Below are 25202 nucleotides of genomic sequence, written 5' to 3' on the forward strand. Positions count from 1 at the left end.
ATGAGTGCAACCAATTTTTCCCCGCGCGAGATCGTTTCCGAACTCGACCGCAATATCGTGGGCCAGGCCGACGCCAAGCGCGCCGTGGCCGTCGCCCTGCGCAACCGCTGGCGCCGCCAGCAGCTCTCGCCCGAGCTACGCCGCGAAGTGACGCCCAAGAACATCTTGATGATCGGACCCACCGGCGTCGGCAAGACCGAGATTTCGCGCCGTCTGGCGCGGCTCGCCCAGGCCCCCTTCGTCAAGGTGGAAGCCACCAAGTTCACCGAGGTCGGCTATGTCGGCCGCGACGTCGAGCAGATTGTTCGCGACCTGGTCGAGGCTGGGATCACTTTGCTTCGCGACAAGCGCCGCACCGAGGTGCAGGCGCAGGCGCACCAGAATGCCGAGGAGCGCGTGCTCGACGCCCTTGTCGGCTCCTCCGCCTCGCACTCGACCCGCGAAAGCTTCCGCAAGAAGCTGCGCGACAACGAGCTGGACGACAAGGAAATCGAGATCGAGGTCGCCGCGCCCCAGGGCAACGGCATGTTCGACATCCCCGGCATGCCCAATGGCAATGTCGGCATGATCAACCTTTCCGACATGCTCGGAAAGCTCGGCCAGCGGACCGTCAAGCGCAAGCTCAAGGTCAAGGAGAGCTATGACGTGCTGATGGGCGAGGAGGCCGACAAGCTGCTCGACCAGGAACAGCTCAAGAGCGAAGCCATCGACCTCGTCGAAAACCACGGCATCGTCTTCATCGACGAGATCGACAAGATCGCCTCATCGGGCGCGCGCGGCGGCGCCGACGTGTCCCGCGAGGGCGTGCAGCGGGACCTCTTGCCGCTGATCGAAGGCACGACGGTTTCGACCAAGTATGGTCCGGTGCAGACCGACCATATCCTCTTCATCGCCTCGGGCGCCTTCCACGTATCCAAGCCCTCGGACCTGTTGCCGGAACTGCAGGGCCGTCTGCCGATCCGCGTCGAGCTCAAGGCGCTGACCCACGATGATTTCGTGCGCATCCTCAACGACACCGAAGCCAGCCTCATCAAGCAATATGTGGCCCTGCTCGACACCGAAGGGGTCAAGCTCGACTTCACCGCCGACGCCATCGACGCCATTGCCGAGGCCGCCGTCCACGTCAACGCCACCGTCGAAAACATCGGCGCGCGGCGCCTGCAGACGGTGATGGAGCGCCTCGTCGAAGAGATCTCGTTCGAGGCCCCGGACAAGGATGGCGAGACCATCACCATCGACAAGGCCTATGTCGCCGGCAAGATCGGCGCCCTGGCCATCGACACGGACCTTTCCAAGTTCGTGCTGTAAGACTGGTCAAACATAAAGGCGGATCGGGACACCGGTCCGCCCTTTTTCACGACTGGGGGAAGGCGCAAACTTAGGCGACGGCACTTTCCGGCTCGTCCTTGTGGACATATTTCGCCCATAGCGAATCCGGCCCCATAGTGGCCACGAACGCCTCATGGGCCAAGCGCTCAGCCTCGCTGAGCCGCGGCGACAAAGCCACAGTCCGCTTGGCCGCGGCGACGAAGCCAGTGGTCGTGGTCGTAACCTCGATCCGTGTTTCCGAAACCAGCTCGAAGCCAACCTGGCGGCCACCAATGAGTTCGAGATAGACCTCAGCCAGGATTTCGCTATCGAGCAGAGCCCCGTGCAGCGTTCGGCGGGAATTATCGATACCGTAGGTCTTGCAGAGCGCATCAAGGCTCACCCGCGCGCCCGGGAAGACGTTGCGCGCCACCATGACCGTATCGATGACCTCATTTCTAAGCGTAGGGCGCTGCGTGCGCTCCAGCTCGGCATTGAGGAAGCCCATATCGAAGGCGGCGTTGTGGATGATGAGCGTAGCATCGCCGATGAACTCGACGAACTTGTCAGCCACTTCCTTGAAGAGCGGCTTGTCCGAAAGGAATTCATCGGAAAGCCCGTGCACGCGAAAAGCCTCTTCGGGCATCGAGCGCTCGGGATTGATGTAAAGATGCAGGTTTTTGCCGGTCGGCAGGTGGTTGACGAGCTCGACGCAGCCGATTTCCACGATCCGATCGCCCGTTGCCGGGTTGAGGCCTGTGGTTTCGGTATCGAGGACGATCTCGCGCATCATTGCTCTGCGTTCAGTTGTTCAACCAAGGCCCTTACCTCTTCCCACACCGCCTCGACTGGGCGGCCGGTATCGAACAGGTAGTCAGCCCGCTTCTTCTTTTCGGCCTGGGGCATCTGCCGAGCAAGGATGGCCTCGAGCTTTTCCACGGTCATTCCGGGGCGCTTGAGGGCACGCTCGCGCTGAATGGCCGGATCACACCAGGTCACTGCTATACGGTCGAGCCCATAATCGAACCCGGTCTCGAAGAGAAGCGGTATATCGACTACTGCCAATTTAGCCCCCGATTCTCGTGCAGAATCAAGGAATGCAGCCAGCTTGCCGCGCACAAGCGGGTGAACGATGGCTTCGAGTTCACGCAACCTGCCGGGTCGAGCCAGGAGTTGGCGACTCAGTTCCGCCCGATCAATGACGCCATCCCGGACGGCCCCCGGAAATGCCCTTTCAACCGGAGCTGCTGCTGCACCAGCGTAGAGCTCATGCACTGCATCGTCGGACGAAAAGACCGGCACGCCCAGATCGGCAAAGGCCTTGAGCGTCGTCGATTTTCCTGTTGCAATCGAACCGGTAAGGCCGAGGCGCAGCATGATGTGCCTAGTGATCCAGCGTTTTCTCAACAGCCGCCCGCAATTCGGGTGTCACGTCCGGCCTCACGCCGAACCACGCCTCGAATCCCGGCACTGCCTGATGCAGCAACATGCCAAGTCCGTCGACGCTCCGCAAATTTCGCGCTCGGGCGTCGGCGAGGAGCGGTGTGACAAGCGGCGTATAAACAATATCGGTGACCAGGGCAGTCTGCGGTAGCAGACCCAGATCAAGATCTTCGAAATGGCTGCCATGCATGCCGATCGACGAGGTGTTGACGACCAAACCGGCGGACGGCGCCAGCGTAGAAAATTCCGAAAGGGCATGACCGGAAAACTGCGTGCCCATCTCGGCAGCAAGGTCGCGTGCCTTGTCGACGGTACGGTTGAGAATGGCGATATGCTTCAACCCGCGCTCAGCCAATGCCACGAGCACTGCCCGCGCCGCGCCACCTGCACCGAGAACAACAGCCTCGCTCAGATCGCGATCCCAGCCTGGCGCCTGTTGATCCAAATTGCCGAGAAAGCCCAGATAGTCGGTATTCGTGCCGCAAACGCGACCGTTCCTGGCGACCAGGGTATTGACCGCGCCGATACGCCGAGCCAACGGATCAACTTCATCGCAGAGTGCGAAAACGGCTTCCTTGTGAGGGATAGTGACGTTGCCGCCGGCAAAGGTGCCAGCCCGAAGCTGCGCCACGAATTCGGACAGCGCGTCCGGCGCTACATCGATGGCTTCGTAGCTGCCATCGATCCCATAGGCCTTGAGCCAGGTGCCATGGATGAGCGGCGAGCGGGAATGGGCGATCGGATGGCCGATAACGAAAGCCTTGATCACCGTTCGGCCCCCTTGAGATATTGCGGTGCATGGGTGCGCAACGCGGCGAGCAGCGGCAGCAGTGGCAAGCCCAATATGGTGAAATAGTCCCCCGAGATCGATTCGAAGAGTCGCACTGACGGCCCCTCCAGCCGATAGCCACCGACCGAGGAGAGAACGTCCTCGCCTTCAAGCGCCAGAACTTCCTCGCGCTCTGCATCCGAGAAATCACGCATGGTTAGTTCGGCACTCTGAACGTGTTCCCAAAGCACTTTTTCGCCACGGACCAGTGCCACGCCGGCATGAAGACGATGCGTCTTACCCTTGAGGTGGCTGAGTTGTTCGGCCGCTGCTTCCATCGTGTCGGGCTTGTGCAGCAGCGTTTCACCTAAAGCCAGGGTCTGGTCGGCGCCGATGATGATCGAACCGGGCGACTGGTTGGCGACGGCTAGTGCCTTGGCACGAGCGAGCAGCAGCGCAACGCTTTCCGCGTCGGCGCCATTCGCAACCGCCTCAGATTCGAGACGACGTTCATCGATCAGGGCAGGACGGGCATCGAAGGCAACGCGGGCCCCGGAAAGCAGGGCTTTTCGGGCGGGTGACTGAGAGGCAAGGATCAGCATGGCTGAGAGCTTTTCCACACTGTTCTCAGTGCCACAAGCAGCAAGCGGTGAAAATGACTCATCATTTCGGGTGAGAGCCGTTTTTATCCACCTCGTCCCCAAATTCGTCCCCAGATGACCCCCGTCCGGGAGCCTTCGGACCAAAACCGGTAAGAGTGTGGAAAATGAGTTTTGGCGATGGCAGAACGATTCACCGATTATCCCCAGGTCCGGATTCGTCGTCCAAGCGCCAGAACCCCGTTAATACTTCATTAACCCGGCCGGTTTGTACGGACTTTGCACCTTCTCCCAGGACGCTGTTAACACTTCGTTTACAAGTTTTCCTGCGCGCTTTCGTCACCGGACTTGCGGTTGTGGACGGGCGGGAATTGGGGTTAAACACCGCTATGATAATGAAGATACAAAAGAGAAGATTCTCTTCTTTGAAGGGAAGGGGTGTCTCCCCTTGAGTACAGCTCTCAACGGCAAGCCGCTTTTGAAGACGGTGCTCGGCGAGCGCCAGGACCGCCCTCCCGTCTGGATCATGCGCCAAGCCGGACGCTATCTTCCCGAGTACCGGGAGACGCGGGCAAAGGCCTCGACCTTCCTCGATCTTTGCTACAATCCGAAACTGGCAACGGAAGTGACGCTTCAGCCGCTTCGTCGCTTCGATCTTGATGCAGCGATCCTGTTTTCCGATATCCTGGTCATCCCTGATGCCCTTGGTCAGAAAGTGGGCTTTGAAACGGGCGAAGGCCCGCGGCTCGATCCTTTGGGTGTTGAGGGCATCAGTACCTTGAAGCCCGAAGGCGTGGTAGCGGCCTTGGCGCCGGTGCTTGAGACCGTTTCGGACGTCAAGGCAGAATTGGCGCCTGAAAAGACGCTTATTGGCTTCTGCGGGTCTCCCTGGACCGTGGCGACCTACATGATCGGCGGCCGCGGCACGACAGATCAGGCACCTGCGCGCCTCTTCGCCCTGAGGCACCCGGACGCTTTCAAGGCCCTCATGGATGTGCTGGTCGAAGCCTCGATCGATTATCTCGTGGCCCAGTTCCGTGCCGGCGCCGACGTCGTGCAGCTCTTCGAAAGCTGGGCACTCAACCTTGATGAAGCGGCTTTCCGTTCTCAGGTGATCGAGCCGAACGCGCGTATCGTGGCCGGCGTGCGTACGCAGGTTCCCGACGCACCCATCATAGGCTTCCCCCGCGGCGCGGCCGGCATGATCGCCGCCTATGCCGAGGCGACCCAAGTGAATGCCATCGGCCTTGACTATTCGATGCCGACAGGCTTTGCCGACTCCGTCTTGCCCAGGACGCTTGGCGTGCAGGGCAATCTCGATCCGCTGCGCCTCGTTGCCGGCGGCGAACAGATGGAAATCCGGACGCGGGAGATCATCGCCGGCTTTGCCGGGCGTCCCCATATCTTCAATCTGGGTCATGGCATCGTGCCGGAAACGCCGATCGACCATGTCGCCCGCCTCATCGACATCGTGAAAGGTCGCTAAGCCATGGAATGGGTCAAGGCGTTGCACGTGATCTCGGTCATCGCCTGGATGGCCGGCTCGCTCTATCTGCCCAGGCTTTTCGTCTACCACTCGGTAGCCGAAAAGGGCTCGGTCCAGTCCGAAACCTTCAAGGTCATGGAGCGCCGCCTCTATCGCGGCATCATGACCCCAGCTATGATCGCCAGCTGGATCTTCGGCCTCATCATGGTCTTCAACGGCATGGTGGATTGGTCGTCTGGCTGGCCCTGGGTAAAGGCCGTCTTCGTGATTGCGCTTTCTGGCTATCACGGCTGGATGGGCGGTTTTCTGCGAGCCTTCCGTGAGGACCGCAACGTCAAGCCGCAGAAATTCTTCCGGATGATCAACGAAGTGCCCACGCTTCTGATGATTGTCATCGTCATTATGGTTATCGTAAAGCCCTTCTGATCGAAGGGCTTTTCGCCTTCCTGTTTCACGTGAATCCCGGCGGCGTTCGCAAAAGCCTTGAATCTGACAAGGCTTTTCGCTAACTAAATGCCACTCACCCACTGAGTCCGGCCCGAGCCTGGCCGCCGCCGCGGTGTTTCCCCTCCTTAAAAAAAATCCCACCGACTGTCCCATAGGGTCATCCCGTATGCAGAATCTCAAGCTCAGCGAGCTTAAGGCCAAGTCCCCGGCAGAATTGCTTGCATTCGCCGAGGAGCATGAGGTCGAGAACGCCTCGACCATGCGCAAGCAAGAATTGATGTTCGCCATTCTCAAGGAATTGGCGGCCAAGGAAGTAGATATCACCGGCGAAGGCGTGGTCGAAGTCCTTCCCGATGGCTTTGGTTTTCTTCGCTCCCCCGACGCGAACTACCTTCCCGGTCCTGACGACATTTATGTAAGCCCCTCCCAGATCCGGCGCTTTTCCTTGCGCACCGGTGATACGGTCGAGGGCCAGATCCGATCCCCCAAGGAAGGCGAGCGCTATTTCGCGCTGCTCAAGGTCAACACCATCAATTTCGAGGACCCCGAGAAGGTCCGCCACAAGATCAATTTCGACAACCTGACGCCGCTCTATCCCGACGAGCGCCTGCGTATGGAGCTGCCCGATCCGACCATCAAGGATCGTTCGGCTCGTGTGCTCGATCTGGTCGCCCCGCTCGGAAAGGGTCAGCGCGCGCTCATCGTTGCGCCGCCGCGTACCGGTAAGACTGTGCTGTTGCAGAATATCGCACAGTCGATCGCGACCAATCACCCCGAGTGCTATCTCATCGTCCTCCTCATCGACGAGCGTCCCGAAGAAGTGACGGACATGCAGCGTTCGGTGAAGGGCGAGGTGATTTCCTCCACATTCGACGAACCCGCCAGCCGCCACGTCCAGGTCGCCGAAATGGTGATCGAGAAGGCCAAGCGCCTGGTCGAGCACAAGCGCGACGTGGTCATCCTCCTCGATTCCATCACGCGCCTCGGTCGTGCGTACAACACCGTGGTGCCAAGCTCGGGCAAGGTGCTGACAGGTGGCGTGGACGCGAACGCCCTGCAGCGTCCGAAGCGTTTCTTCGGCGCCGCGCGTAACATCGAAGACGGTGGTTCGCTGACCATTATCTCCACCGCGCTGATCGATACCGGCAGCCGCATGGACGAAGTGATCTTCGAAGAGTTCAAGGGCACCGGTAACTCGGAAATCATCCTGGATCGCAAGGTCGCCGACAAGCGCGTCTTCCCGGCGCTCGACATCACCAAGTCGGGTACCCGTAAGGAAGAATTGCTGGTTGAGCCCGATATCCTCAAGAAGATGTACGTGCTCCGCCGCATCCTGACGCCCATGGGCACGATCGATGCGATGGAATTCCTGATGGACAAGATTCGCCAGACCAAGACCAACGGCGAATTCTTCGAGTCCATGAACACCTAAGAGGCTCTTTCGCCCATGCGTGAAGGCGATACCATTGTCGCCCTCTCGACGGGCAGCCTGCCTTCGGGCGTTGCGGTCATCCGCCTTTCCGGCCCCGCAACGCCCGAAATCGTCCAGCAACTGCGCGGTGTGCTGCCTAAACCTCGCTTTCTTCACCTCACCGAGTTCAGGTTCAAGGACGAAGTCCTTGATTCTGGCCTTTTGGTCTTTTTCCCTGCTCCCCATAGCTTTACTGGCGAAGACTGCGCCGAGTTCCAGGTGCACGGTTCTCCCGCCGGAGTTCGTGCCATACTGCGGGCCCTCACCGACATCGAAGGCGTTCGTCTCGCCGAAGCCGGCGAGTTTACCCGCCGTGCCTTCGAAAATGGCAAGCTGGACCTCACCGAAGTCGAGGGTTTGGGTGATCTACTTGAAGCCGAAACCGAAAGTCAGCGCCGCCAGGCCGTCGCCCGTGCCGCTGGCGGGCTTTCCGATAAGCTCGGAACCTGGCGAGAAACTCTGCTCGATCTGCGCGCCGAAATTGAAGCGCGCCTCGACTTTTCCGACGAGGGCGATGTTTCGGACGACCTGCCCCCCGATTTTTCGATGTCGCTTCAGGCGCTCAAGGGCGAACTTGAGGCCGCATTGGAAAGCGTTAGTCGCGGACGGATCGTTCGTGAGGGCGTCCGCGTAGCGCTGGCGGGCGCGCCGAATGCCGGAAAATCCAGTCTTCTCAACGCGCTGGCAAAATCTGAACTCGCCATTGTCACCGACGAACCAGGGACGACCCGAGATGTACGGGACGTGGCCATCGACCTTGGCGGCCAACTCGTCGTTATCGTCGACATGGCGGGTCTGCGGGAGACGGACAGCAAGGCCGAGGCGGAAGGCGTGCGTCGCGCCCGGGCGGAGCTCGAAGTTGCCGACCTCGTGTTGTGGCTTCAGGCGCCGGACGGCGCCGCGATCGATTTCCCAGCTACCTCAGCACCGATCTGGCGGGTGGCGACCAAAGCTGATCTGGCCCCCGGAATCGGGGACCTTTCGATCTCGACCCGAACCGGTGACGGTCTCGATACGCTTACAGCTCGACTTTTGGCCTTTGCCCAGGACCTGGCTGGCCACGGCGAGCCCTCTCTCGTCAGTCGCGAGCGCGATCGACTAGGGCTGAGCGCTGCATTGTCCGAGGTGAGCGCCGCCAGCACGCGCCTTGACGCTTCGGAGATTACGGCCGAGCACCTCCGGCTTGCAGGCGTGGCTCTTGAGCGGTTACTCGGTAGGATCGATACGGAAATGGTGCTGGACCGGCTGTTTTCGGCCTTCTGTATCGGGAAATGATTCACGTGAAACAATCGCGGTCACATGCCTGTGGTCGCGCTGGCATTGATTCACGTGAAACAATGCCCTAAACCGCCGGCTTCCGGAGAAGATCATGAGTGACTACGGCGTCATCGTTGTGGGGGGTGGACACGCTGGCTGCGAGGCTGCGGCCGCGGCGGCGCGTCTGGGTGTTCCCACTGCGCTCATCACCCACAAGTTTGCCACTATCGGCGAGATGAGCTGCAACCCCGCCATCGGTGGTCTGGGCAAGGGACACCTCGTCCGCGAAATTGATGCTCTCGATGGCCTCATGGGTCGCGTTGCTGACCTCGCCGGAATCCAGTTTCGTGTTCTCAACCGTCGCAAGGGACCTGCCGTTCGCGGTCCGCGCGCCCAGGCTGACCGCAGGCTCTATCGCGAGGCCATGCAGGCGGCGATTTCCGCCCAGGCCGATCTTGAAGTGATCGAAGGCGAAGTCGATGATCTCATCGTTGCTAACGGCACGGTTACCGGCGTCAAGCTTCTTGACGGCCGGACCTTCTCCACAAAAGCCGTCGTTCTCACCACCGGTACGTTCCTACGAGGCCTTATCCATCGTGGTGAGGAAACCACGCCTGCAGGCCGACTCGGCGAAAAGCCGGTGCTTGGTCTCTCGACCCGTCTCGAAGCTCTCGGTCTACGGCTTGGACGTCTCAAGACCGGAACGCCGGCACGTCTCGATGGCCGCTCGATCGACTTTACGATCCTCGAGGAGCAGCAGGGTGATGACCCGCCGGAAGCCTTCTCGGCGCTGACGCGCGCCATCACGACGCCGCAGGTTTCGTGCTTCATCACCCGCACCACCGAGGAAACGCATCGGATTATCGCTGACAATATCCATCGTTCGGCTATGTATTCGGGTCGCATCCAGAGTCGCGGCCCCCGTTATTGCCCGTCGATCGAAGACAAAATCGTCCGCTTCGCCGATCGCGGCAGCCACCAGATCTTCCTCGAACCGGAAGGCCTCGACGATCCCACGATCTATCCGAACGGCCTTTCGACGTCGTTGCCGGCCGACGTGCAAGAAGCCTTCCTGCGCTCAATGCCGGGTCTTGAGAACGTGGTCATCTTCCGTCCGGGTTATGCCATCGAATATGACCATGTCGATCCACGCGAGTTGAAGGCGACGCTCGAGCTCAAGCGTCTGCCCGGTCTTTACCTAGCCGGCCAGATCAACGGCACGACTGGCTACGAGGAAGCCGGCGCCCAAGGCCTGCTGGCCGGCGCCAATGCCGGACTCTCCGCCAAGGGCGTCGCACAAATCGTGCTGTCACGCACGGAAAGCTATCTTGGCGTGATGGTGGACGATCTCGTCACGCGCGGCGTCAGCGAACCCTACCGGATGTTTACCTCGCGCGCGGAGTTCCGTCTGCACCTGCGTTCTGACAATGCAGATCAGAGGCTCACGGAGCTTGGCATGGAAACTGGTCTGGTAGGCGAAGAGCGCGCAAGTGCTTATCAGGCCAAGAGAAATCAACTCGTCAAGGGTCTTGACCTCCTGAGATCGTTGTCGGCTACGCCGACCGAAGCTCGCAAGGCAGGCTTTGCGGTCAATGCCGACGGCAAGGCTCGCAGCGCCTTCGATCTACTGTCCTATCCCGACGTCGAGATCGCCGACATTGCCCGGGCCTGGCCGCAAATCGCCGCGCTGCCGGCCCCAATCCTGGAGCAATTGTCGATCGATGCGCAGTACGCTGTGTATCTCGATCGACAGCGCGCCGATATCGAAGCGGTGAAGCGCGATGAGAGCCGGGCTATCCCGGACTGGGTGGATTATCATTCCATTCCCGGCCTCTCGATGGAGCTGCGGCAGAAGTTCGCCACGCATCGGCCATCGACCATTGCGCAAGCACAGGCCATCGATGGGGTCACCCCCGCTGCAATCACTCTCCTGCTGTCGGTGATTCGCCGCGGCGGCATGGCGAAGGCCAGCTGATGACGTCGCCGGAAGCAGTAGCGGCGGTTAAGCCTTATGCAGATCTCCTGACTCGCGACGTGGAATCCGTTGCCAAAGACCTGGAATCCTATGCTGATCTGCTGAGGAAATGGCAGAGGATTCAGAATCTTGTTTCACGTGAAACATTGACCGAACTTTGGAGCCGCCACATGGCGGACAGCCTGCAGGCTCTGACCAAGATCGCTGAGAAGGATTCAAAATTCATCGACTTGGGTAGCGGCGGAGGCTTTCCCGCAGTCCCTCTGGCGACAGCTCTCAAGGGTAGGGTCCGCTACCTCCTGGTTGAGCCCACGCAGAGAAAGGTCAGCTTTCTCAGGACGGTAGCTCGTGAGCTTGGGCTGGACGCCAAGGTGGAATCCCGGAGAATCGAGCAAATTGATCCACGTGAAACATTTGTTCCGGATGTTATCACGTCCCGTGCTCTCGCCAATCTCGAGGCCCTCTGCGGCTTGATGCTGCCCTTCTTTGGCCCGAATACGCGCGCCATCCTGCACAAGGGCAGGGAACATGTTGAAGAGATCGAACAAGCCAGTACCCGCTACGCCTTTAACGTGTTAGTAACCAGGAGCGATACCGATCCGAACGGTGTCTTGCTTGAGCTCAGCAATTTGAGCCGAAAAGACAGATAGTTAGCGGCAATTATCCTGGAGGGCGCCTTGGCTCCCCGCATTTTGACACTCGCCAACCAAAAGGGTGGCGTCGGCAAAACCACCACCGCGATTAACCTGGCAACCGCATTGGCCGCCGTCGGCGAGCGCGTGCTGATCATCGACCTAGACCCGCAGGGCAATGCCTCGACGGGCCTTGGCATTGACCGCGCTAATCGCGAGATTTCGAGCTACGATCTGCTGGTCGGCGAGGCGCGCATTGCCGAGGCCTCGGTGATGACCAGCGTTCCCAACGTCGCCATCGTACCCTCGACGCTCGATCTGCTCGGCGTCGAGTTGACCATAGCCGCGCATGCGGACCGCGCCTTCCGGCTGCGCGACGCGTTCAAGGCAATCAACGAACTCACTATCGACGGCAGACCGGTCAGCTATGTTCTGATCGATTGCCCGCCCTCGCTCAACCTTCTCACGATCAATGCACTCGTAGCGGCCGACGCCGTGCTTGTGCCGCTGCAGTGCGAGTTCTTCGCGCTCGAGGGCCTTAGCCAGTTACTGCAGACGATCGAGCAGATTCGCTCGACTCTCAATCCGCGCCTCTCCATCCAGGGTGTGGTGATGACCATGTTCGATCGCCGCAACAACCTGTCGGAGCAGGTGCTTGCCGACGTTCGGCAGGAAATGGGCGAACTGGTCTATGATACGGTCATCCCGCGTAATGTGCGGCTTTCGGAGGCACCATCCTATGGCAAGCCGGCGCTGCTCTACGATCTCAAATGCGCCGGCAGCCAAGCGTATCTGCGCCTCGCCACTGAAGTGATCCGCCGGGAACGGCGTCTCGCAGCCGCCTAACGACAGGAGTCTTTTGGGATCATGAACGACAAACCCTCCCGTCTCGGCCGCGGCCTGGCAGCGCTTATCGGCGACATGGCGACCCTTGAGGGCGCCCGAGTCGCTGAATCCTCAACCGGCGGCAAGCGCCTGCCGGTGGAATTTCTCGTCGCCAACCGTGCCAATCCGCGCCGCGACTTCGATCCGGACCAGCTCGAGGACCTGACGAATTCCATCCGCGAAAAAGGCGTGATGCAGCCGCTACTGGTGCGTCCGACCAATGATCCGAACATTTTCGAGATCATCGCCGGCGAGCGCCGCTGGCGCGCTTCCCAGAAGGCCGGGCTGCATGATGTCCCCGTTATCATCCGCGATGTCGACGACAAGGAAGCGCTCGAACTCGCCATCATCGAGAACGTTCAGCGCGCCGATCTCAGTCCGCTTGAAGAAGCCATGGGCTATGGCCAGCTGATGGATCAGTTCGGCTATACCCAGCAGGATCTGGCGCAGGTTATCGGCAAGAGCCGTTCGCACGTTGCCAATACGCTGCGCCTGCTGCGCCTACCAGATGACGTGCGCGATATGCTTGCCCGCGGTGAACTCACCGCCGGCCATGCTCGCACGCTGATCACTGCCGAAGATCCTGCCTCCCTTGCGCGCCAGATTGTTGGTGGCGGATTGTCGGTGCGCGAAGCCGAAGCCCTCAGCCAACGTGACGCCGTGCAGCCGCGCAAGCGGCAGGCATCGTCACCGGCCGAGAAGGATGCGGATACGCGCGCGATCGAGAAACAGCTTTCCGATCAGTTGGGATTGGCGGTTACGATCAACCACTCGCCGACTGGCGGAAAGCTTGAGATTCGCTACCGCACACTTGAGCAGCTCGATTCTATCTGCTCACGGCTCAGCATACGGGAATCGTTCTGATTTCAGGGACTTAAGCGCTAGTTTCACGTGAAACGTGGGCTACAAGGCTCGCGTTTCTTGTTAGCTAACGGTCAGCGGCGACCATGCATAGTGCTAGCATCGTCCGTCGAAAAAGCGTTTCGGCCAGACCGGATTTGCGTCGGCTTTCGCCGGTCATGACCTGTAGGCGCTCGCAGGCATTGGCCAGGGCCGTATCGTTCCAGAGTCTTACTTGTTGCTCGATCGCTGCGCGGCGCGAGAAATGAGGCTTGGGTCTCGCATTGTCGAGTACATCGCGTACTGACCGACCGGTATCCACTTCAGCACGTAGTCGCCTGAGCATGTTAAAGTGAATGAGCGCCGTGGCGAGCAATCGCTGCGGATCAACCGCATTGCCGATTGCGCGGTTTATAGCGTCCTCAAGTTTCTGGGCGTGACCGGTTCCGGCGGCGTCGGCGATCTGGTCGATGACGAGGGCGGCGTTGTCAGCGCAAAGGGTAATGACGTCCTCTTCGGTCAACACCTTGCTTTGCGCCGCATAAAGCACGAGCTTTTCCAGTTCGCGCCGTGTGATTTCACGGTCATTGCCCAGAACCTCGCGCAGCGTCGAAATCGCGTCGTTGTCCGCGCGGATGCCGTTCTTTGAGAAGGTATCTCGGATGAGTACTGCTATCGTTTCATCGCTATCGGCGTAGCAGGGTAACGAACGGCCGAACTTGGCGGCATCAACCAAAGCGCGTAGCGCGTCCTTCGGCGTGAGATTGCCAGCTTCGAGAATGACGATGGCGCCTTGCGGATCATCGCGGATCTCGGTCAGGGTCATGACCAGCGACTTACCGGCCCCGCGTACGCGAATGATGCGCTTGTCGCCGAAAAGCGAGGGAGTGCGCGCCTCGATAGCCAGGCGCGAAGGATCGGCATCGAGTTCGCTGCCTTCAAAGGTCACGACCTCGGTGCCCTGGCCCTTCTCGCCTGAAAAGTAGCGTACAAGCGTTTGCGCCGTTTCGCGCACAAGACCCGTATCCGGCCCATAGGCCAAAAATATCCCTTCGGTGAGGTCAGGGCGGCTGAGGAAGCGGGCAACTTCGTGCGCCTTTAGGGCGGTCATTTAAGCGCAGGGACGAGCATCGGGCCTTTGTAGCCGGCAAGAATGGCGAGGCGTAGGCTTTCGGCGACATCGCGTGCCGCCTGTTCGGAAGCTGAACGGAAGGCTTCGGTATCCGCAAAGACCTGGCCGTTGGTCTGGTAGCCTGTGCTGGCCGAACGCGTGGCGCTGAAGAGCTTTTTTCCGCTGGCATCGGTGATCGTCACGGTGCCGTTGACTATCGCCTCGTAATTGGTCACCGGATTGACCGTTGCCGAACGTGTCAGCCCTCGACTGCTGGCGCCAATGCTTACGGTTAGCGTCGGGGAATCCGGCGTGCCGCCGGGGAAGCGAAGCGCCAGTTCCTGGTAGGCGATCTGGTCGAGCCGACTGACTGGTTTAGTGAAGTTGAAGGCATATTTCGCCTCCGCCATCGCCACGTCCGAATAGACCGGTGCGAAGGACGTGCAGCCCGCAAGCGCCAAGGCCGGCACCAGAAACGCCAGCGATATCAATACGTTGCGGGCGGCGCGCTTAGATGACCACATTGACGATCCGATCGGGCACGATGATGAGCTTCTTGGGCGCATTGCCCTCCAGCATGCGGGCAATCGGCTCCAGTGACAAGACGGCCGCTTCCACTGTTTCACGGGAAGCACCCTTGGCCAGCGTCAGCTCGGCGCGGCGCTTGCCGTTGACCTGCACGGCGATCACCACCTCGTCGTCGACGAGGAAGCGATCTTCATAGGCGGGCCAGGGCGCGTCGCAGGCGAGGCCCTGCTTGCCCAGTTCGGCCCAGCAGGTTTCCGACAGGTGCGGCATCATCGGGGCGATCATCAGCACCAGGCGTTCGACGCCTTCCGAAAGCGCCGCGGACTGGGCAGCGCTGGCCTTTTCGCCATTGGCCTGCACGAACTTGGCGAGGGCATTGGTGAGCTCATAGATCTGGGCCACGGCGCGGTTGAAGCGCAGGCCCTCGATGGCGTCGCCGATTTCCTTGGTGGCGCGATGCGTGGCCTTGCGCAGGGCGCTGACGCCCTCGTCGCTGTCGCCGGCCGCGCCCTTGGCGAGCAGCGCCACGGTGTCGGTCACCAGCTTCCAGACGCGCTGCTGGAAGCGGCCGGCGCCTTCGATACCGGCCTCCGTCCACTGCACGTCGCGTTCGGGCGGGGAATCCGAGAGCATGAACCAGCGGGCAGTGTCGGCGCCATAGGTCGCCACGATCTCGTCGGGATCGATGACGTTCTTCTTGGATTTGCTCATCTTCTCGATCGAGCCGATGTTCAGATCCTCGCCGGTACCGACGCGCTTGGCGCTGCGGATATCGCCCGCGGCCTCGAGAATGACCTCGGAGGGCAGCACCCATTCGCCCGTCTTGGTCTTATAGGTCTCGTGGGTCACCATGCCTTGGGTGAAGAGCCCCTTGAAGGGCTCATCGATGCCAATGACATGGCCGGTGGCCTTCATGGCGCGCATGAAGAAGCGCGAATAGAGCAGGTGCAGGATGGCATGCTCGATGCCGCCGATATACTGGTCCACCGGCAGCCAGGCGCTGGCGACGGCCGGCTCGGTCGGCGTCGCCGCCCTGGGCGAAGTGAAGCGGGCGTAATACCAGGAGGAATCGACGAACGTATCCATCGTGTCCGTCTCGCGCCGCGCTTCCCCACCGCATTGCGGGCAGGTGACGTGCTTCCAGCTCGGATGATGGTCGAGCGGGTTGCCGGGCTTGTCGAAAGTCACGTCTTCGGGCAGGCGAACCGGCAGATCCTTCTTGGGCACGGGAATGGTGCCGCAGACCTCGCAATGGACCACGGGAATCGGGCAGCCCCAATAGCGCTGGCGGGAAATGCCCCAGTCGCGCAGGCGATAGTTGGTTTCCACCACGCCCTGCGGGCGGCCGTCGATGCTGCGCTCGCCGAAATAGGCGGCGATGCGCTTCTTTGCCTCGTCCACCGCCAGCCCGTCGAGGAACTGGCTGTGATAGATGGCGCCCGGGCCGGTATAAGCCTCGTCGGCCACGGCGAAGCTTGCTGGGTCGGCGTCGGGCGGCAGCACGACGGGGATCACCGGCAGGTCGTATTTACGGGCGAAGTCGAGGTCGCGCTGGTCATGGGCCGGGCAGCCGAAAATGGCGCCGGTGCCGTAGTCCATCAGCACGAAATTGGCGACATAGACCGGCAGCGTCTGCTCTTCCAGCACCGGATGCTTTACGCGCAGGCCGGTGAAGTAGCCCTTTTTCTCGGCCTTCTCGATGGTTTCGGTTGCCGTGCCCAGGCGGTGGCATTCCTCGACGAAGGCAGCGAGCTCGGCATTGCCGGCGGCGAGGGCCGTCGTCAGCTTATGGTCGGCCGAGAGCGCCACGAACGAGGCGCCGAAAATGGTGTCGGGGCGCGTGGTGAAGACTTCCACGCTCGTCGCGTGCTCGCGGCCTTCCGCCACGTCGAACAGCAGGCGCAACCCTTCCGACTTGCCGATCCAGTTGCGCTGCATGGTGCGCACCTTTTCGGGCCATTCCTCGAGCGTATCGATGGCCGAAAGCAGTTCCTCGGAAAAATCCGAAATTTTCAGGAACCACTGCGTCAGTTCGCGCTGTTCGACCAGGGCGCCCGAGCGCCAGCCGCGCCCGTCGATCACCTGTTCGTTGGCGAGCACTGTATGGTCCACCGGGTCCCAGTTGACCTTCGACTTCTTGCGCGACACCAGGCCCGCTTCGAGGAAATCGATGAACATGGCCTGCTGGTGCTGGTAATATTCGGGATCGCAGGTGGCGATCTCGCGGCTCCAGTCCAGCGACAGACCCATGGACTTCAGCTGGTCGCGCATGGTGGCGATGTTCTGGTAGGTCCAGGCGCCCGGCGCGACCTTGCGCTCGATGGCGGCATTTTCCGCCGGCAGGCCGAAGGCGTCCCAGCCCATGGGGTGCAGCACGTTCTTGCCGCGGGCGCGCTGGTAACGGGCCACGACGTCGCCCATCGAATAATTGCGCACATGGCCCATATGGATGCGGCCGGACGGATACGGGAACATTTCGAGGACGTAGTAGCGCTCGCGCGGATCGTCGTTGGCGACCTCGAAGGATTTCCGGTCCTGCCAGACCTTTTGCCAATGGGGTTCTTTTTCGCGCGGATTATAGCGTTCGACGCTCACTTCGAATCGTCCTGGAAGAAAGGCAGTTTGCTGCCGATTATGTTGCGTTGTCGGGGGATTTTGGCTACCGGACCATCACCAGAAAAGCCCGGCGCGGTCAACCTATACAAGGCGATTTCGAATGATGGAGACGGCGGAAACACGGTTGGCCGAGATCGAGGGCCGCATTGCGCGCGCCCACAAGCGGTTCGGGGCGCCGCCCGAGGCGGTGACGCTGGTTGCCGTTTCCAAGACTTTTGACGCCGAAGAGATCGAGCCCTTCCTCGCCGCCGGCCAGCGCGTCTTTGGAGAGAACCGCGTGCAGGAGGCGCAGGGCAAGTGGCCGGCCTTGCGCGAGACGTATTCCGATATTCAGCTTCATCTTATCGGCCCGCTGCAGACCAACAAGGCGCGCGATGCGGTGGCGCTGTTCGATGTCATCGAGACAGTCGATCGCGAAAAGCTTGCGGCGGTGCTGCGTGAGGAGATGACGCGGGCAGGGCGCGATTTGCCCTGTCTCGTCCAGGTCAATATCGGGGGCGAGCCGCAGAAGGCGGGAATTCCGCCTGACGAGGCGGTGGCGTTTGCCCGACGCTGCATCGATGTGCACCAGCTCGATATCCGGGGCTTCATGTGCATCCCGCCGGCGGACGAACCGCCCGGACCGTTCTTCGCGCACCTGGCCACGCTCGGTCGCGAAGTAGGTTTGCCGTGGCTCTCGATGGGCATGAGCGCCGATTTCGAAACCGCGATCGCCATGGGAGCCACTCACGTGCGGGTGGGCTCCGCGCTTTTCGGCCATCGCGGCTGATTCACCCGCCCTTGGAAGGAATTAGCGGGCCTCTGCAACCTTGCAAGGGCGAGCGCCGTTCCTATCTCATAACGGGCTTGTGATTGGCACAAGTCCCGACCGCACCTACATTTGATTGGCGAGCCGGGGGGCCTGCCCTGAGGGAATTGCCTAGATGAACAAGCGCCGAATCCTTTTGGTTGATGACGACGCAGACCTGCGCAAGACGCTGGTCGAGCAACTTGCGCAATATCGCGAGTTCGACATAACGGAAGCCGGTTCCGCCAACGACGCTCTCAAGGCGGTGCGCGACGCTCATGTGGATCTCATGGTGCTCGATGTCGGCCTGCCGGATATGGATGGCCGCGAGGCCGTGAAAATCCTGCGCCGCGAAGGCTTCAAAGGCCCGATCCTGATGCTGACGGGCCACGACACCGATGCCGACGAAATCCTGGGGCTTGAATCGGGCGCCAATGACTACATCACCAAGCCATTCCGCTTTTCGGTGCTGCTCGCGCGTATCCGCGCGGCGCTGCGCCAGCACGACCAGAGTGAGGACGTAGTGTTCACCATCGGCCAGTACAGCTTCCAGCCGGCGGCCAAGCTCCTGGAATCGGCCGACGGCGGCAAGGTGAGGCTCACCGACAAGGAAACCTCGATTCTTAAATATCTCTATCGCCAGGGCCCCAAGACCATCACGCGCGATGTGCTGCTCAAGGAAGTCTGGGGGTATAATAACCGCGTCACCACCCACACGCTCGAGACGCATATCTACCGGCTGCGCCAGAAGATCGAGCGCGATCCCTCCAATGCGCGCCTCCTCGTGACTGAAGAGGGTGGCTATCGCCTCGTCCCCTGATAACGTCCGCCGCGAAACCCTCGCGGCGGAAAACCGCTATCTATAGAGTTTGCGAACGGAAAATCGCTCTCTATAAAGCGTTAGGAGCGCATTCGGGCCATCAAGGCCGCTAGGCGGCATGTGTGCTCTGGCGAGGACTGGGGCACTATGCAACTGGACGACGCGGCGACAATCCTGGCGCACGCTGAATTCTTCGAGATCTGCGACCACGATCAAAGGCGTTTGCTCGCCTTTGCGAGCGAGCGTCGCCGTTTCGATGCCAACGCCGTGGTCTACAAGGCCGGCGATGTGCCCGACGGCGCCCATGTCCTCATCTCCGGCCGCCTGCGTTCCGCTTCGGAGGAGGGCGGCAAGCCGCACGATCTCTCCGGCGAAGGCACGCTGGTCGGCGCGATGGCGCTGGTTATCGCCAAGCCGCGCCCGGTGACGATTACGGCCCTCGTCGCGTCCGAAACGCTCTTCGTTCCGCGACATGCGTTTCTCAAGCTCGCCACGCAATATCCGGACCTTGCGGCACGCGCGGCCGATCATATCCGACGCGAGCTGACGGGATATCTGGGTGCGCTGGCGCCGCTCAAGGGGCGTATCCGCAAGGATCAGATCTGAGCGCGGTCGCGCTCTGTCAGCCGAACCGCACGATCACCGGCACGTGGTCCGATGGCTTGTCGCTCCAGCCGCGGGCGGGTCGTAGTATCTCGGCCCCGCTCGTATGGTTCGCGATATCGCGTGTCGACCAGATGTGGTCGAGCCGCCGGCCCTTGTCGGCATTGTTCCAATCGGGCGAGCGGTAGCTCCACCAGGAATAGAGCTTCTGGTCGAACGGAATGTGCTTGCGCACCAGGTCCACCCAGCCGTGGCCGCCTTCGAGCAGTGCTGTCAACGCTTCGGTCTCAACCGGAGTGTGGCTTACGACCTTGAGGAGTTGCTTATGGCTCCACACGTCGTTTTCATGCGGGGCGATGTTGAAATCGCCCGCAATGAGGTGGCCGCGTTCAAAGCTCGGATCGGAGAACCAGGTCTTGAGCTCGGAGAGGAAGCCCAGCTTGTGCTTGAACTTGGGATTAATCTCCGGATCCGGCTCATCGCCGCCTGCCGGAATGTAGAAATTGTGAAACTTGACTGCCCCCTGGCCGAAATCGAGCAGCGCCGAGACGTGCCGGCTGTCTGGAATCTCGCAGAAAACCTTGCTGGAAATATCCGTCAGTGGGAACCGCGAGACAATGGCGACGCCATGATAGCCCTTCTGGCCGTGCACCGCCTGATGCGGATAGCCGGCTTCGGCGAAGGCATTGGCTGGAAACTGGTCGTTGGTGCATTTGATCTCCTGCAGCATCAGCACATCAGGCTGATATTGCTTCAGGAAATCCAAAACGATCGGCAGGCGCAGGCGGACAGAATTGATGTTCCAGGTGGCGACGGAAACGGGCATTGATTAACTCGAGGGGTGATCTTGCGCCTTTATGGCGCAAGGCACGCGTCACGGCAAAAGGGGCTATTTCGGCTGGACAGCTTTGTAGGTCGGGTCGATGTAGAAATAGGATTTCGGAATCTGCACGTCCTTCTGGATGTCATAGAGCGAGAAGGTGAGCTCCGCGCCGCTCGGCTCGGTTAGCGTCCATTGTGCCAGGTCGAGTGTCTGCTTGTCGAAGATCAGCCCCACCTGCACCACGCCGATCGGGGTGTCATCCGAGATCGTTACTGCCATATAGGCGTCCGAGCTCGTCACATCCACGATATTGGCGGTCAGAAGGTCGATCTTGTCGCCCAGGAAATTGCGCAGCGGAATCCGGTCCTGCGGATAGGCGTACTGAGTCTGGTCCTTGCGGTTGATGACGTAGAAGCCGCGGCCGACTGAAATGATCTCTTCGCGCGAAGGCGGATTGTAGCGGAAGCGCACCTTGTTGGGACGCTCCAGGAAGAACGTGCCCTCGGTGCGACCACCCTGACTATCCACCTGCAAGAAGCGACCGGCCATGGTGCGGATGGCCGAATTATGTGCGCCGATCTGCTGGATGAGCTGGGTTTCTTCCGGGGTCAGCGCGCGATCGAGCGCCAAGGCCGGGAAGGTGGTGGCGAGCACGGCGCCCAGGCCAAGCAGAAGCACATTGCGACGAATCATCAAATCTCTCGTCCCTTTGGTTCGGGGTGGAAGCTTACCTAGAAACCAATTGCGGCAACAGGTGGTTGGTTCCGTTCACGGCCCGTTCATAGGATCGTCAGGTCCCTCGCCGCGGGTGCGCTTGCCGCGCGCGACTTCGGTCGCCAGAGCTTCCATGCGGTGAATCCAGAAGCCGCGAAAGTGAGAGAGCCAGGCATCGACTTCGGCGAGCGGCTTTGCGTCGATCGTGTAGATGCGGCGCGAGCCATCGATGCGGACATTGGCGAAGCCGGATTCCCGCAGCACTTTGAGGTGCTGCGAGACAGCGGCCTGGGTGATGCCGAATTCGGCCTGCACCACGGCGACGATCGCGCCAGAAGCATGCTCGCCATCGGCCAGTAACTCGAGGATACGGCGGCGAACCGGGTCGCCGAGAACGTCGAAAGCGTGCATCAACCTGCCTGGTCGGGTGGTGTCTCTCCCCGGTAGAACTGCCGCGTCCGCTCGGCGGCGGCAAGCGCCTTCTCCCGATCGGTGCCATAGGCGATGCTTGCAGCGCCCCAGTCGTCGCTCAACTTGCGCACGAAATCGGCCGCGTCCGGGGTTGCCGTCCAGGTGTCGTAGTCGTCGGGCAGCGGGTTGTTTGGCGCCTTGATATGCATGCCCAGACCCATGAAGCCCAGATCCCAACCGACGCCGGTTGCGCCGGGCCCGTACTGGTCCCAGAAACCCTTGTCGACGACGGCGCTGTGTTCAAGCGTCAGACTCGTGCCGCCTTGCGGGTCCGGCAGCAGGAACACGTCCACCCAGCTCGTCTGGCCGGCGAATTCCCAGGTCAAGGCAAGCTTTTCGGGAGGATCGCAGGCCGTGACCGTGCCGCCGGCATTGCCGTGCAATTGGTAGTGCCCGCCCAGGCGCAGGTCGCCCGAGATCGGCATGAACCAACGAGCGATGCGTTCCTTGCTGGTGAGGGCATCCCAGAGATCGTCGAGCGTCGTGGGGTAAGTGCGCGAAGCGATCACGACGACGACTTTCTGGCCGTCGCGCTCACGATCCTCGACGTGTCGCGCGGTGGCGCCGATGGCGTCAGAAGGGGATATTTTCATCGAAACGTCTCCTTGGCGATCAGATCACCAAGAGAAAGTGTTAGCTTATATAAGTCAAGCCTTAAATATTCAGTAGCTCTCGCCACCGCCTCCCGCGAGGATTTCGCGTTTGCCGGCGTGGTTGGCCTGGCTGATGACGCCTTCGCGCTCCATGCGCTCGATGAGGGTGGCCGCCTTGTTGTAGCCGATGGCTAGGCGCCGCTGGATGTAGGACGTCGAAGCCTTCTTGTCCTGGAGCACGATGTTGACGGCCTTGTCGTAGAGCTCGTCGCCCGAACCACCATATTCGTCCTCGACCATGGCTCCGCCGCTCTCTTCGTCCTCTTCCTCTACGATCGAGTCGAGATAGTCGGGCTGGCCCTGGGCCTTGAGGTGGTTGACGATCGATTCTACTTCCCCGTCCGAGACGAAGGGGCCGTGGAGGCGCTTTATGCGGCCGCCGCCTGCCATATAGAGCATGTCACCGTTGCCGAGCAGGGTTTCCGCGCCCTGTTCGCCCAGGATCGTGCGGCTATCGATCTTGGAGGTCACCTGGAAGGAGACGCGGGTCGGGAAGTTGGCTTTGATCGTGCCGGTGATGACGTCCACGGACGGGCGCTGGGTAGCGGTGATCATGTGGATGCCGGCAGCACGGGCCATCTGGGCCAGGCGCTGGATGGCGCCTTCGATGTCCTTGCCAGCCACCATCATCAGGTCGGCCATTTCGTCGACGATGATGACGATATAAGGCAAGGGTTCGAGATCGAACTGCTCGCTCTCAAAGATCGCCTCGCCGGTTTCGCGATCAAAGCCGGTCTGCACGGTGCGGGTAATGACCTCGCCCTTCTTCTGGGCCTCGCCGACGCGCTGGTTGAAGCCGTCGATATTGCGCACGCCGATCTTCGACATCTTGCGATAGCGGTCCTCCATCTCGCGGACGGCCCACTTGAGGGCGACCACGGCCTTGGAGGGATCGGTCACGACCGGCGTCAAGAGGTGCGGGATGCCGTCGTAGATCGAGAGTTCCAGCATCTTGGGATCGATCATGATCAGGCGGCACTGCTCGGGCGTCATCTGGTAGAGCAGCGATAGGATCATTGTATTGATGCCCACCGACTTGCCCGAGCCGGTGGTGCCGGCGATGAGCAAATGCGGCATGCGGGCGAGGTCGGCGATCACCGGCTCGCCACCGATGGTCTTGCCCAGGCAGATCGGTAGCTTGCCCTTCATCTTCTCGAAGTCGGCCGAGCCCAGCATTTCGCGAAGATAGACAGTTTCGCGGCTCTGGTTCGGCAGTTCGATACCAATGGCATTGCGACCGGGCACCACAGCGACGCGGGCCGAGATGGCGCTCATCGAGCGGGCGATGTCGTCGGCCAGCGAGATGACGCGGCTCGACTTGATGCCCGGAGCGGGTTCGAGTTCGTAAAGGGTCACGACCGGGCCGGGGCGGACATTGATGATGTCGCCCTTAACGCCGAAGTCTTCGAGCACGCCTTCTAGCTGACGCGCCATTTCCTCGAGGCGCTCGGGCGCGTGCTCGGGGCTGGGCCCCTTGTGCTTGGGCTCGGCCAGTAGCGAGAGCGCCGGCAGTTCAAATGCGAACGGATCATCGTCCAGCAGCGAGCCCTGGGCTTCGCGGGTGACACGAACGCCCTGCAAGGGGCGAGCGGCAGGCGCGGTTATCCGCGGGCTCGGCACAACCATGCGCTGCTCGGCCGCCGGCTGGGTCGGCCGCACCTGCGGAGCAGCCGGTGCATAGGGGGCCTCGTCGGGCTCGAACGGCATGTCGTCGTCGCCGTATTCCTCGGTCTCGGCGGGATAGTAATCCTCGATATCCTCGACCTGTGGCTCCTGCCGTACATAGGCGTGGGCCTGCGGTTGCTGCGCCTGCGGCTGGCCGCCCGTGGCAGTGTTGGCACGCGGATTGTAGTCGGAGCGCGCCTGGATTACGCGACGCTCAGCCACGTAGCCGCGCTCCTGCGGCGCTTCGGGGGTGGCTGCATTCGGCGAATCGACATCGAGCTGCGGCTCGACGTCGTGCCCACGCCACTGCGATTCCTCGGCCTCGCGCTTCTCGCGCGCCTGGCTTCGGGCGCGGCGGAAGGCGGTCTGCACCGAATAACCCATATGCACCAGGGCGCCGAGCGTGACGTCGAGAATGGGATTGCGTTCGGATTCGCCCTCATCGCTGTCCTCATCCTCGTCAGCAGATTCCGCGGCAGCCTTGCGACCCTGCGGCGCAGCCTTGCGCTCACTGGTCTTTCCGCCAACCAGACCGCCGACGGGCAGCGCCTTGAGGCCCAGCGCGATCCAAAGCAGGGCAAGGGCAGGAGAAACCAGGATGATCGAGAAGAGCGTCGGGGTGATGCCTGTGGGTGTGCCGCCACTCACCATGGTGGCAAGATTGAAGAAACCCGAGCCGATGAGGCCGCCAAGCCCGGTGGGCAGCGGCCAGGTTTCGGGCACGGCGATAAATGAGAAAACGCCGGTAACGAGGAGAGTTGCACCCAGCCAAGCGAGGAAGCGCAGGCCCATGCGGGTCGGTGCGCGACGGCGCACGAAATTCCAGCCCCAGAGCGCCAAAGGGATCAGCGCGGGGATGATGGCAAGGCCGAAGAGCTGGATCACGAGGTCGGCGATCACCGCTCCGGGGAAGCCCAGCCAGTTCGCTGCCGGCTTGGCCGTGGCGTAGGAAAGGCTCGGATCATCGACTGACCATGAGGCCATGGACACGATGATGATCGCGACCAGGGCCAGCAGCACGAAGCCGGCCAGGCGCACTGGAATGCGGATGGCCAGAACTGGCGCCGGTTGCGCGGTCGAAAAGTTCTCGATCATAGGGGTGGGGCGTGTCGGCATGAGCGGGTCTTTACTGATGACGCGGGCAGGCCTCGAGACGGCTTGCCCAAACTGCCGCGATGCTAATGCTCCATGGTTAATCCGACGCTAACCTTGTGAAACGGCCGCAAAAACAAGAAACCCGCCGGCTTGCCATGCCGGCGGGTCGAGTGTTTGCGCTCGTCTTGGTCCCGGGGTGCAGCC

The 25202-nt window shown here is 61.4% G+C and carries 24 protein-coding genes; 12 read left to right on the forward strand and 12 right to left on the reverse strand.

Annotated elements, in window-relative coordinates; translation table 11 throughout:
• Nucleotides 1-1308 carry an ATP-dependent protease ATPase subunit HslU gene (hslU, locus tag JNE37_RS08655; RefSeq protein ID WP_203065969.1) on the forward strand — a complete coding sequence of 436 codons (1308 nt, stop codon included), beginning with the start codon at nucleotides 1-3 and terminating at the stop codon, nucleotides 1306-1308.
• Between the two features lie 70 nt (nucleotides 1309-1378).
• Here hslU and dnaQ read toward each other — a convergent pair whose 3' ends face one another.
• The 4 genes from dnaQ to JNE37_RS08675 are packed head-to-tail and all read right to left on the reverse strand — an operon-like array spanning nucleotide 1379 to nucleotide 4122.
• Entirely contained in the window at nucleotides 1379-2098 is a 720-nt protein-coding gene (gene dnaQ, locus JNE37_RS08660; RefSeq protein WP_203065970.1) for a DNA polymerase III subunit epsilon, read from the reverse strand.
• Entirely contained in the window at nucleotides 2098-2685 is a 588-nt protein-coding gene (gene coaE, locus JNE37_RS08665; protein ID WP_203065971.1) for a dephospho-CoA kinase, read from the reverse strand. The genes dnaQ and coaE overlap by 1 nt, the downstream gene beginning before the upstream one ends.
• Before the next feature lie 7 nt (nucleotides 2686-2692).
• Nucleotides 2693-3520 carry a shikimate dehydrogenase gene (locus JNE37_RS08670; protein WP_246513591.1) on the reverse strand — a complete coding sequence of 276 codons (828 nt, stop codon included), beginning with the start codon at nucleotides 3518-3520 and terminating at the stop codon, nucleotides 2693-2695.
• The gene (locus JNE37_RS08675) at nucleotides 3517-4122 is read right to left on the reverse strand and encodes a Maf family protein (RefSeq protein WP_203065972.1); all 606 of its coding nucleotides are present in this window, start codon (nucleotides 4120-4122) and stop codon (nucleotides 3517-3519) included. The genes JNE37_RS08670 and JNE37_RS08675 overlap by 4 nt, the downstream gene beginning before the upstream one ends.
• Nucleotides 4123-4645: 523 nt before the next feature.
• Between JNE37_RS08675 and hemE the strand changes: the two genes are divergently transcribed.
• The 8 genes from hemE to JNE37_RS08715 all read left to right on the forward strand — a co-directional run bounded on the left by hemE (nucleotide 4646) and on the right by JNE37_RS08715 (nucleotide 13136).
• On the forward strand, nucleotides 4646-5605 hold the full coding sequence (gene hemE / locus JNE37_RS08680) for a uroporphyrinogen decarboxylase (RefSeq protein ID WP_246513661.1): 960 nt from the start codon (nucleotides 4646-4648) through the stop codon (nucleotides 5603-5605).
• Nucleotides 5606-5608: 3 nt separating this feature from the next.
• Nucleotides 5609-6031: a protoporphyrinogen oxidase HemJ gene (gene hemJ / locus JNE37_RS08685; RefSeq protein WP_035033905.1), complete on the forward strand. Its 423-nt coding sequence runs from the start codon at nucleotides 5609-5611 to the stop codon at nucleotides 6029-6031.
• A gap of 187 nt (nucleotides 6032-6218) precedes the next feature.
• Entirely contained in the window at nucleotides 6219-7484 is a 1266-nt protein-coding gene (rho, locus tag JNE37_RS08690) for a transcription termination factor Rho (protein ID WP_035033907.1), read from the forward strand.
• 15 nt (nucleotides 7485-7499) lie between these two features.
• Nucleotides 7500-8798, forward strand: a complete 1299-nt coding sequence (gene mnmE, locus JNE37_RS08695) for a tRNA uridine-5-carboxymethylaminomethyl(34) synthesis GTPase MnmE (RefSeq protein ID WP_203065974.1) — start codon at nucleotides 7500-7502, stop codon at nucleotides 8796-8798.
• 94 nt (nucleotides 8799-8892) lie between these two features.
• Nucleotides 8893-10755 (forward strand): tRNA uridine-5-carboxymethylaminomethyl(34) synthesis enzyme MnmG, encoded by a 1863-nt coding sequence (mnmG, locus tag JNE37_RS08700; RefSeq protein WP_203065975.1) that lies wholly within the window; start codon nucleotides 8893-8895, stop codon nucleotides 10753-10755.
• Nucleotides 10755-11405, forward strand: a complete 651-nt coding sequence (gene rsmG / locus JNE37_RS08705; RefSeq protein WP_203065976.1) for a 16S rRNA (guanine(527)-N(7))-methyltransferase RsmG — start codon at nucleotides 10755-10757, stop codon at nucleotides 11403-11405. The genes mnmG and rsmG overlap by 1 nt, the downstream gene beginning before the upstream one ends.
• Nucleotides 11406-11432: 27 nt before the next feature.
• Nucleotides 11433-12233, forward strand: a complete 801-nt coding sequence (locus JNE37_RS08710) for a ParA family protein (protein WP_152571845.1) — start codon at nucleotides 11433-11435, stop codon at nucleotides 12231-12233.
• 21 nt (nucleotides 12234-12254) lie between these two features.
• Entirely contained in the window at nucleotides 12255-13136 is an 882-nt protein-coding gene (locus tag JNE37_RS08715) for a ParB/RepB/Spo0J family partition protein (RefSeq protein WP_203065977.1), read from the forward strand.
• Between the two features lie 64 nt (nucleotides 13137-13200).
• Here the strand turns inward: JNE37_RS08715 and holA are convergent, their stop codons facing one another.
• The 3 genes from holA to leuS are packed head-to-tail and all read right to left on the reverse strand — an operon-like array spanning nucleotide 13201 to nucleotide 17346.
• Nucleotides 13201-14223: a DNA polymerase III subunit delta gene (holA, locus tag JNE37_RS08720; protein WP_203065978.1), complete on the reverse strand. Its 1023-nt coding sequence runs from the start codon at nucleotides 14221-14223 to the stop codon at nucleotides 13201-13203.
• Entirely contained in the window at nucleotides 14220-14747 is a 528-nt protein-coding gene (locus tag JNE37_RS08725; protein WP_203065979.1) for a hypothetical protein, read from the reverse strand. Before JNE37_RS08725 ends, holA begins: the two co-directional genes overlap by 4 nt.
• Nucleotides 14734-17346, reverse strand: a complete 2613-nt coding sequence (gene leuS / locus JNE37_RS08730) for a leucine--tRNA ligase (RefSeq protein ID WP_203065980.1) — start codon at nucleotides 17344-17346, stop codon at nucleotides 14734-14736. The genes JNE37_RS08725 and leuS overlap by 14 nt, the downstream gene beginning before the upstream one ends.
• 124 nt (nucleotides 17347-17470) lie before the next feature.
• Between leuS and JNE37_RS08735 the strand changes: the two genes are divergently transcribed.
• The 3 genes from JNE37_RS08735 (at nucleotide 17471) to JNE37_RS08745 (ending at nucleotide 19580) form a co-directional block, all read left to right on the forward strand.
• On the forward strand, nucleotides 17471-18136 hold the full coding sequence (locus JNE37_RS08735; protein WP_203066356.1) for a YggS family pyridoxal phosphate-dependent enzyme: 666 nt from the start codon (nucleotides 17471-17473) through the stop codon (nucleotides 18134-18136).
• 154 nt (nucleotides 18137-18290) lie between these two features.
• Nucleotides 18291-18974, forward strand: coding sequence for a response regulator transcription factor (locus tag JNE37_RS08740; protein ID WP_035033927.1), 684 nt, complete (start codon nucleotides 18291-18293; stop codon nucleotides 18972-18974).
• Nucleotides 18975-19121: 147 nt separating this feature from the next.
• Entirely contained in the window at nucleotides 19122-19580 is a 459-nt protein-coding gene (locus JNE37_RS08745) for a cyclic nucleotide-binding domain-containing protein (protein ID WP_052152121.1), read from the forward strand.
• Between the two features lie 16 nt (nucleotides 19581-19596).
• On the opposite strand, the gene JNE37_RS08750 is transcribed toward JNE37_RS08745, so the two are convergent.
• The 5 genes from JNE37_RS08750 to JNE37_RS08770 all read right to left on the reverse strand — a co-directional run bounded on the left by JNE37_RS08750 (nucleotide 19597) and on the right by JNE37_RS08770 (nucleotide 25019).
• Nucleotides 19597-20403, reverse strand: coding sequence for an exodeoxyribonuclease III (locus JNE37_RS08750; protein ID WP_035033930.1), 807 nt, complete (start codon nucleotides 20401-20403; stop codon nucleotides 19597-19599).
• Nucleotides 20404-20466: 63 nt separating this feature from the next.
• Nucleotides 20467-21093 carry a LolA family protein gene (locus tag JNE37_RS08755; RefSeq protein ID WP_052015349.1) on the reverse strand — a complete coding sequence of 209 codons (627 nt, stop codon included), beginning with the start codon at nucleotides 21091-21093 and terminating at the stop codon, nucleotides 20467-20469.
• A 75-nt stretch (nucleotides 21094-21168) separates the two neighbouring features.
• On the reverse strand, nucleotides 21169-21525 hold the full coding sequence (locus JNE37_RS08760) for an ArsR/SmtB family transcription factor (RefSeq protein ID WP_203065981.1): 357 nt from the start codon (nucleotides 21523-21525) through the stop codon (nucleotides 21169-21171).
• Complete coding sequence (locus JNE37_RS08765; protein WP_203065982.1) at nucleotides 21525-22178, reverse strand: SRPBCC family protein; 654 nt, start codon at nucleotides 22176-22178, stop codon at nucleotides 21525-21527. Before JNE37_RS08765 ends, JNE37_RS08760 begins: the two co-directional genes overlap by 1 nt.
• Before the next feature lie 69 nt (nucleotides 22179-22247).
• Nucleotides 22248-25019, reverse strand: coding sequence for a DNA translocase FtsK (locus JNE37_RS08770; protein WP_379124510.1), 2772 nt, complete (start codon nucleotides 25017-25019; stop codon nucleotides 22248-22250).
• Nucleotides 25020-25202 lie beyond the last annotated feature (183 nt).

The sequence above is a fragment of the Paradevosia shaoguanensis genome, from assembly GCF_016801025.1.
In the GTDB taxonomy this organism is placed as follows: Bacteria; Pseudomonadota; Alphaproteobacteria; order Rhizobiales; family Devosiaceae; genus Paradevosia; species Paradevosia shaoguanensis.